Source organism: Paracoccus sp. 08, from assembly GCF_024105395.1.
GTDB classification, from domain to species: Bacteria; Pseudomonadota; Alphaproteobacteria; order Rhodobacterales; family Rhodobacteraceae; genus Paracoccus; species Paracoccus marcusii.
The window spans coordinates 33942-41925 of sequence record NZ_WEKR01000032.1 but is presented as its reverse complement, the minus strand read 5'-3'; the positions used below and the strand labels follow the sequence as shown (position 1 = coordinate 41925).

Below are 7984 nucleotides of genomic sequence, written 5' to 3'. Positions count from 1 at the left end.
GGGTTGCTCCTGACCGGCTGGCTGGCCGAGGGGCGGCGTCGTCCCGCCTGACCCGCTTGCCATCCGGCCCCCCGGTTGGTAACCCCGACGAAACCGTCTCAAGGAACGCAAATGGCTGACGACACGCGCAATCCCGCCCCCTATACCGAGGCCGACCTGTCGCTGATCAAGCGGATCATCCCCCACCGGTATCCTTTCCTGTTCATCGACAAGGTGCGCGACATCGTCCCGTTCGAGAGTGCGGTGGGCATCAAGAACGTGACCAGCAACGAGCCGCATTTCCAGGGCCATTTCCCAAACCACCCGATCATGCCCGGCGTGACCATCATCGAGGCGATGGCCCAGACTGCGGCAGTCGTGGTGGGCATCAGCATGAACGTCATCGACGAGGAAATGCAGACCTATTTCATGGGCATCGACAACTGCAAGTTCCGCCGCATGGTCGTGCCGGGCGACGTTCTGGAGCTGCATTGCCGCGCCATCCGCGGCGGCGGCAAGATCTGGAAGTTCGAGGGCAAGGCCATGGTCGACGGCCAGCTGTGCGCGTCGGCGGAATACACCGCGATGATGGCCCGCAAGGATGGCTGATGCCCTGATCCACCCTTCGGCCGTGATCGAACCCGGCGCCCAGATCGGCGCGGGGGTACGCATCGGCCCGTTCTGCGTGGTCGGACCCAAGGTCCGGCTGGCGGACGGGGTGGAGCTGAAATCCCATGTCGTCGTGACCGGCGACACCTCGGTGGGCGAGGGGACGGTGATCTTTCCCTTCGCCAGCATCGGTGAGGTCCCCCAGGACCTGAAGTTCAAGGGCGAGGACGTCCGCCTGCAGATCGGCGCCCGCAACCGCATCCGCGAATACGTGACGATGAACCCCGGCACCGCCGGCGGCGGCAGCGTCMCCACCGTGGGCGACGACGGGCTGTTCATGGCGTCCAGCCATGTGGGCCACGACTGCCGGATCGGCGACCGGGTGATCCTGGCCAACAGCGTGGCCATCGCGGGCCATTGCGTGTTGGAGGATGACGTGATCGTGGGCGGGCTGTCGGGCGTGCATCAATGGGTCCGCATCGGCCGCGGCGCGATGATCGGGGCGGTGACGATGGTGACTGCCGACGTGATCCCCTATGGCCTGGTCCAGGGGCCGCGCGGGCATCTGGACGGTCTGAACCTGATCGGGCTGAAGCGCCGCGGCGCGACCCGGTCCGACATCGCGGCGCTGCGGTCCCTGCTGGGCGATCTGGGCCGCGGATCCTTCCGCGATACGGCCCGTACGCGTGCCGAGGCGCAGGTGGCCGGCATGGAACGCGACGTGCTGGACTTCATCCTTGGCCCGTCCGACCGCAGCTTTCTGGCGCCCAAACCCGAATGAGCCGGATCGCCATCATCGCGGGGCAGGGCGCCCTGGCCCCGGCCGTTGCCGCCTGCCTGGACGATCCGTTGGTCTTCGCCTTGCCGGGCTTTGCCCCGGACGGCCTGACCGCCACGACGTTCCAGCTGGAACGCCTGGTGCCGTTCCTGGATGATCTGCATGCCAAAGGAGTGACCCGCGTGGTCTTTGCCGGCGCGATCCGGCGACCGCGGCTGGACCCCGAGGCGTTCGACCCGCGGACCGCGCAGCTTGTCCCCCGCATCCTGACCGCCATGCAGTCGGGCGATGACGCCGCACTGCGAACGGTCCTCGGCATTTTCGAAGAAAATGACCTTACGATTTGTTCCGTTAGTGAAATTTCGCCTGACCTTATCCCGGCGGAAGGCATCCTGACCGGAGAGCCGACCGATGCAGACCGCAGGGACGCGGGCCGGGCCGCGCGGATCCTGGCCCAGACCGGGCCGCTGGACCTGGGCCAAGGGGCGGTCGTTGCGCAGGGCCTGTGTCTGGCATTGGAAACGCTGCCTGGCACTGCCGCGATGCTGGATTTCGCCGCGCGCCATGCCGACCTGCGCCCCAATCCCAAAGGCGCCCGCGGCGTCCTCTACAAGGCGCCAAAGCCGGGACAGGATCTGCGCATCGACCTGCCGACCCTTGGGCCCGACACGGTGGATCAGGCCGTATCGGCGGGACTTGCCGGCATTGCCTGGGCGGCGGGACAGGTGATCCTTCTGGACCGCCCGGAAATGGTGCGCCGTGCACAGGCGGCGGGCCTGTTCCTGTGGGCAGCAGGCGGGCTGGACTGAAAAGGCTGGCCCTTTCGCGTCCGTCCCAATACCCATGGCTAGGCAGCAACAAGGCAGCACGGCATGCATTATTTCCTGATCGCGGGCGAGGCTTCGGGCGACCAGTTGGGCGCCGCGCTGATGGCGGGACTGCGTCAGCTTGATCCGCAGGCAGAGTTCCTGGGCGTCGGCGGCCCTGCGATGACGCCCCTTGGCCTGACCAGCCTGTTCCCCATGGACGAGCTGTCGATCATGGGCATCTGGGAGGTTCTTCCCAAATACCGCCACCTGAAACGCCGCATCGCGCAGACCGCGCAGTCGGTCATCGATGCCGCCCCCGACGTCCTGATCACCATCGACAGCCCCGATTTCGGCCTGCGCGTCGCACGTCTGGTCCGTGCGAAGCGTCCCGATCTGCGGACGGTGCATTACGTCGCGCCCTCTGTGTGGGCCTGGCGGCCGGGGCGGGCGCTGAAGATGGCGCAGGTGATCGATCACGTGCTGGCGATCCTGCCGTTCGAACCGCCGCTGATGCAGGCCGCGGGCATGACATGCGATTTCGTGGGTCATCCCGTCGCCACCGCCGACGTGGCCGGCCCGGACGAGGCGCAGCTGTTCCGCAACGCCCATGGCATCGCGCCCGACGCGCCGGTGGTCCTGTGCCTGCCCGGTTCGCGCCGCGGAGAGGTCACCCGCCTTGGCCCGCGCTTCGACGAGGCGCTGATCCGCCTGCGGGACCGCGTGCCCGAGGTCCGCGTTGTCCTGCCGACGGTTCCGGGCGTGTCCGGGATGGTCCGCGACATGATCCGCCGCTGGCCAACAGCCCCCATCGTGATCGAGGAGCCGGACGAGAAGCGCGCCGCCTTTGCCGCCGCCGATCTGGCGCTGGCGGCGTCGGGGACCGTCAGCCTGGAACTGGCGGCCAACCGCATCCCGATGGTCATCGGCTATGACATGGCGCCGCTGTCGCGCCTGATCGTGGGGGCGCTGCTGCGCACCGACACCGTCACGCTGGTCAATCTGGTCAGCGAGACGCGCGCCGTGCCCGAGTTCCTGGGCAGCCGATGCCAGCCGGGCCCCATGGCGCAGGCGCTGCAGGACGCGCTGGAGAACCGTGCAAGGCGGGGTGCCCAGCTGGACGCCATGGACCTGACCATGGACCGCTTGGGCAAGGGGGGAGAGGCGCCGGGCCTGCGCGCGGCGCGCTCTGTCCTTCAGGCGATCACAGGACCGCGGTGACGATGATCTCGACCGCGTAGTCGGGGGTCGCCAGCGCGGATTCGCCGGTGGCGCGGGCAGGCGTGTGGCCCTGGGGCACCCACGCATCCCAAACGGCGTTCATCTCGGCGAATTTCGCCATGTCGGCCATCCAGATCTGGGCAGAGACGATGCGGGTCTTGTCGGTCCCGGCCTGCGCCAGCAGCGCGTCGATCTGGTTCAGGATCGCGGTGGTCTGGTCCGTGACCGAGGTGCCCGGCTCTCCGACTTGGCCTGCCAGAAAGACGAAGCCGTTGGCGATGACCGCCTGGCTCATCCGCGGGCCGGTTTCCAGACGCTTGATATCGGTCATGATGCTCTCCTTTGGCGATATGCGCGCGGACGCTATACGGGGGGCGCTGGGGCGGCAAGGCGGGTTGCGGACGTTCCGGTTGCGTTCTATCCTGCGCCCATGTCCGACCTGTCCCCCTTGCCCGCCATGCCCGGCCAGCGCCTTGCGCGTGGCACTGGGCGGCTGCTGCGCAGCCTTGACCACGCGGTGCTGACCGAGTTCACCCCTGTCCGGGGCCTGCGCGTCGACCTGATCAGCCTTGGCCCCAAGGGAGAGCTGTGGGTCGTCGAATGCAAAAGCTGTCGCGCCGATTTTCAGGCCGACCGCAAGTGGCAGGGGTACCTTGACTGGTGCGACCGGTATTTCTGGGCGGTCGACTGCGACTTTCCGACCGATCTGCTGCCCGATGACACCGGCCTGATCCATGCCGATGCCTTTGGCGCCGAGATCACCCGCATGGCCCCCGAACATCGCCTGTCGGGTCCGCGCCGCACCAAGGTGCAGCGCGACTTTGCGCGGGCCGCAGCACTGCGGTTGCAGGTGATGTGCGACCCGGGCGCGCTTATCGCCGGGGCTTCTTAGGCTTGCCGCCCTGTGCCATGGCGCGGGCGGCCTCGGCCGCGGCCATCAGCTCTTCGGCGATCTCGGTCGCCTCCTCGGGGTCGAAGTCCATCGGCAGGTCCACGCCCTCTCCCTGCACATAGATCCGCACCATCCCAAGGTCGGTCGGGCCGATCTGGATGTTCGCGGTGATGTCGCTTTCGCTGTTGATGCCCATGGCTTGTCCTTTCGCGGTGAAACTTTCTGTATCGCGGACGCAATTTCACGGCAAGCGGGGCTTGCAACCCTGCGGACACGGGGCTAAAGAACCGCCCTGTGCCGCCTTAGCTCAGTTGGTTAGAGCGCTAGATTGTGGATCTAGAGGTCCCCCGTTCAAGCCGGGGAGGCGGTACCACCTTTCCCCAGCATCCGGCCACTTTCTGCACTGCAGCATCTTGCGCAGCGCGTCCCGCGCGTGAGACCATGCGCGCCATTGCAACCGGGAGAGGGACGCCGCATGGGCCTGCTGGGAATATTTCTGTCGCTGATACTGCTGATGTATCTGGCCTATCGCGGGATCAACGTGCTGATCCTGGCGCCACTGCTGGCGCTGCTGGCAGTGGTGATGTCCGGGGACCTGCCGATTCTGGCGACCTATACCCAAGTCTTCATGAATTCGCTTGGCGGCTATGTCATCACCTACTTCCCGCTGTTCCTGTTGGGCGCGATCTTCGGCAAGGTCATGGCCGACAGCGGTGCCGCGCGATCGATCGCGGAATGGATCGTCGACAGGCTGGGCGCTCAGCGCGCCGTGCTGGCGGTCGTCCTGTCCTGCGGCGTGCTGACCTTCGGCGGGGTGTCGCTGTTCGTGGTGGCCTTTGCGGTCTATCCCATCGCCAACGCGCTGTTCCGTCGCGCCGACATCCCCAAGCGCCTGCTGCCCGCGGCCATCGCGCTTGGGTCGTTCACCTTCACCATGACGGCATTCCCCGGCACGCCCGCGATCCAGAACGCCATTCCGATGCCGTTCTTCGGCACGAATGTCTTCGCGGCGCCGGTGCTGGGCACGCTGGCCGGGGTCATCATGCTGGCGGGCGGCACGATGTGGCTGAACCGCCGCGCCCGCGCCGCAGGAGCCGAGGGCTATGGCGACCACCCCGTCACCGCCGCTGACGCGACCCTGCCCGAGGATGCGGACCTGCCGCCCTTCGCGCTGGCGATCCTGCCTGTGGTGTCGGTGATCGTTCTGAACGCGGTCCTGACCTGGTTCGTCTTCCCGAACATGTCCGCGGACTATCTGGCCGAACCGCGCTATGGAGAGACGACCCTGTCGTCGGTCGCCGGCATCTGGGCGATCATCGTGTCGCTGGTCGCGTCGATCCTGCTGGCCGTCGGCCTGAACCTGCGCCGCTTTGCCAACCTGCGCGAGAGCGTCAATTCCGGCACGATGGGGTCGCTGCTGCCGATCTTCAACACCGCGTCCGAAGTGGGCTATGGCGCCGTCATCGCCTCGCTGCCGGCCTTTGCGCTGATCCGCGACGCCGTGCTGGGCCTCTTCCCGAACAACCCGGTGGCGTCGCTGTCGGTGGCGGTGAACGTGCTGGCCGGCATCACCGGATCGGCCTCGGGCGGCATGTCCATCGCGCTGAACACGCTTGGCGAACAGTTCGCCACGATGGGCCAGGAACAGGGGATCAGCATGGAACTGATGCACCGCGTCACGGCGCTGTCCTCGGGCGGGTTCGACGCGCTGCCGCATAACGGCGCGGTCATCACGCTGCTGGCCATCACCGGGCTGACCCACAAGAAAAGCTATCCAGACATCTTCGTGGTCGCGGTGCTGATCCCGGTCATCGCGCTGATCACGGTGATCGTGCTGGGGACCGTGCTTTAACGGTACCCCTGGGCCTGCAGCTCGAACAGCTCCTTGTAGCGGCCGGGCCGGGCGACCAGCTCGGCGTGGCTGCCCTGATCCTGGACGCGGCCGCCCTCCAGCACGATGATCCGGTCGGCCATCCGCACGGATGAGAAGCGATGAGAGATCAGCAGCGCCGTCCGCCCCTGCGTCAGGTCGCGGAACCGCAGGAAGACCTCGTATTCCGCCCGTGCATCCAGCGCCGCCGTCGGCTCGTCCAGCACCAAGAGTTGCGCGTCGCGCATATAGGCGCGCGCGATGGCCAGCTTCTGCCACTCGCCCCCCGACAGGTCCAGGCCGCGGGCAAAGCGCTTGCCCACCATCTGGTCATAGCCCTTGGGCAGCTTGGCGATGACCTGATCGGCCAGGGACCGTTCGGCGGCGGTCACGATGCGGGGGCGGTCGTCGCGCGCCTCGATCCGGCCGATGGCGATGTTCTCGGCCGCGGTCACCGCATAGCGGACGAAATCCTGAAAGATCACGCCCACCGTGCCGCGCAGCTGGTCCAGGTCATAGTCGCGCAGGTCGCGCCCATCCAGCGTGATGCGGCCTTCATCGGGGTCGTAAAGCCGCGCCAGCAGCTTGACGATGGTGGTCTTGCCCGCGCCGTTTTCGCCCACCAGGGCGACCGTCTCTCCGGCGCGCAGGTCCAGCGTCATGCCCCGGATCGCCCAATCGTCGCGGCCCGGATAGCGGAAGCCCACATTCTCGAAGCGGAACCCCTGCGCGATGGGCACCGGCACCGGCAGCGGATCGGCGGGGCTGGCGATGGCCGGGCGGGCGGKGAAGAAATCAAACAGGTCGTCCAGGTACATGGCCTGACCCGCCATGCTGGAGAACCCCGACAGCAGCCCCTCCAGCAAACCGCGCAGGCGCAGGAAGCTGCCCGACAGGAACGTCAGATCGCCGATCGACAGCTGCCCCGTCAGCGTGCGCGCGATGATCCATAGAAAGGCCGCGTAATAGGCCAGCGTGCCAAGCGCGGTCAGCACCGCCATCACCGACAGCTGGCGGCGCTGGATCACCCGGTTCTCCAGGTAGAACCGCCGGGCAAGGGTCAGATATCTGTCGCGCAGCCAAGGGCTTAGGCTGAAGATCTTCACCTCTTTCGCGGTCTCGGCGGTGGCTGCGATCATGCGCAGATAGTCGCGTTCGCGCCGGTCTGCGGCGCGGGCGTGGTTCAGCGCATAGGTGCGGGCGTTGAAATGCATCTCTCCCATCAGGGACGGGATCAGCGCCAGCGCCAGCAGCACCACCAGCCAGGGATTGTAGACCACTAGACCCACGCCAAAGCTGAGAACCGTAAGCGTATCCTGCATCTGCTGCATCAGTTGATTCAGCAGTGGAATGCGGCCCATCGTCTGGCGCCGCGCGCGGTCCAGGCGGTCCTGAAAGCTGGCATCCTCGAAGGAGGCCAGGTCCAGATCCGCCGCGTGATCCATCAGCCGGATCGAAATGTCGATGACCAGTTTCTCCTGCAGCAGCGCATCGACATAGGCGACCAACCGCCCCAGCACGTCCTGCGCGATCGCCAGCGCCAGCTCCAGCGCCACCAGCCCGATCAGCGGATGCGCCAGCCCACTGTCCCACCAGCCGGCCGGCGTGTCGGGCCCGCCCGAGGCCGACAGGGCCACGACCTGATCAATGATCAGCTTGCCCACCCACAACATCGCGACCGGCATCAGCGCCCGCATCAGGCGCAGCGCCACCATGGCCAGCGTCAGCGCGGGGCTGGCCCGCCAGACCATGACCAGGAAGGGCGGGATGTTCTTCAGCGCCGCCCAACGCGCCGCATAATCGGGGGATGCGGGCGCGTCGGGCGGCAT

General features: G+C 67.2%; 9 protein-coding genes and 1 tRNA gene. 7 read left to right on the top strand and 3 right to left on the bottom strand.

What is annotated here, in order from left to right; genetic code table 11:
- Positions 1-111 precede the first annotated feature (111 nt).
- The 4 genes from fabZ to lpxB all read left to right on the top strand — a co-directional run bounded on the left by fabZ (position 112) and on the right by lpxB (position 3393).
- Complete coding sequence (fabZ, locus tag GBO37_RS12155; RefSeq protein WP_045981419.1) at positions 112-588, top strand: 3-hydroxyacyl-ACP dehydratase FabZ; 477 nt, start codon at positions 112-114, stop codon at positions 586-588.
- Entirely contained in the window at positions 581-1369 is a 789-nt protein-coding gene (lpxA, locus tag GBO37_RS12150; RefSeq protein WP_252929184.1) for an acyl-ACP--UDP-N-acetylglucosamine O-acyltransferase, read from the top strand. Before fabZ ends, lpxA begins: the two co-directional genes overlap by 8 nt.
- The gene (locus GBO37_RS12145) at positions 1366-2175 is read left to right on the top strand and encodes an LpxI family protein (RefSeq protein ID WP_252929182.1); all 810 of its coding nucleotides are present in this window, start codon (positions 1366-1368) and stop codon (positions 2173-2175) included. The genes lpxA and GBO37_RS12145 overlap by 4 nt, the downstream gene beginning before the upstream one ends.
- A gap of 63 nt (positions 2176-2238) precedes the next feature.
- Positions 2239-3393, top strand: coding sequence for a lipid-A-disaccharide synthase (gene lpxB / locus GBO37_RS12140; protein WP_252929180.1), 1155 nt, complete (start codon positions 2239-2241; stop codon positions 3391-3393).
- On the opposite strand, the gene GBO37_RS12135 is transcribed toward lpxB, so the two are convergent.
- The gene (locus GBO37_RS12135; protein ID WP_045981415.1) at positions 3377-3724 is read right to left on the bottom strand and encodes a RidA family protein; all 348 of its coding nucleotides are present in this window, start codon (positions 3722-3724) and stop codon (positions 3377-3379) included. The two genes, lpxB and GBO37_RS12135, sit on opposite strands and share 17 nt — an antisense overlap.
- Before the next feature lie 99 nt (positions 3725-3823).
- On the opposite strand from GBO37_RS12135, the gene GBO37_RS12130 reads away from it, so the two are divergent.
- Entirely contained in the window at positions 3824-4285 is a 462-nt protein-coding gene (locus GBO37_RS12130; RefSeq protein WP_252929178.1) for an MmcB family DNA repair protein, read from the top strand.
- Here GBO37_RS12130 and GBO37_RS12125 read toward each other — a convergent pair.
- Positions 4266-4481 (bottom strand): DUF6324 family protein, encoded by a 216-nt coding sequence (locus tag GBO37_RS12125; RefSeq protein ID WP_045999198.1) that lies wholly within the window; start codon positions 4479-4481, stop codon positions 4266-4268. The genes GBO37_RS12130 and GBO37_RS12125 overlap by 20 nt on opposite strands.
- 100 nt (positions 4482-4581) lie before the next feature.
- Between GBO37_RS12125 and GBO37_RS12120 the strand changes: the two genes are divergently transcribed.
- Together GBO37_RS12120 and GBO37_RS12115 are read left to right on the top strand one after the other, a co-directional pair.
- Positions 4582-4658, top strand: a tRNA-His gene (locus GBO37_RS12120).
- Positions 4659-4760: 102 nt separating this feature from the next.
- Positions 4761-6137, top strand: a complete 1377-nt coding sequence (locus GBO37_RS12115; RefSeq protein ID WP_252929177.1) for a GntP family permease — start codon at positions 4761-4763, stop codon at positions 6135-6137.
- Here the strand turns inward: GBO37_RS12115 and GBO37_RS12110 are convergent.
- Positions 6134-7984 (bottom strand): ABC transporter ATP-binding protein, encoded by a 1851-nt coding sequence (locus GBO37_RS12110; protein ID WP_252929175.1) that lies wholly within the window; start codon positions 7982-7984, stop codon positions 6134-6136. The two genes, GBO37_RS12115 and GBO37_RS12110, sit on opposite strands and share 4 nt — an antisense overlap.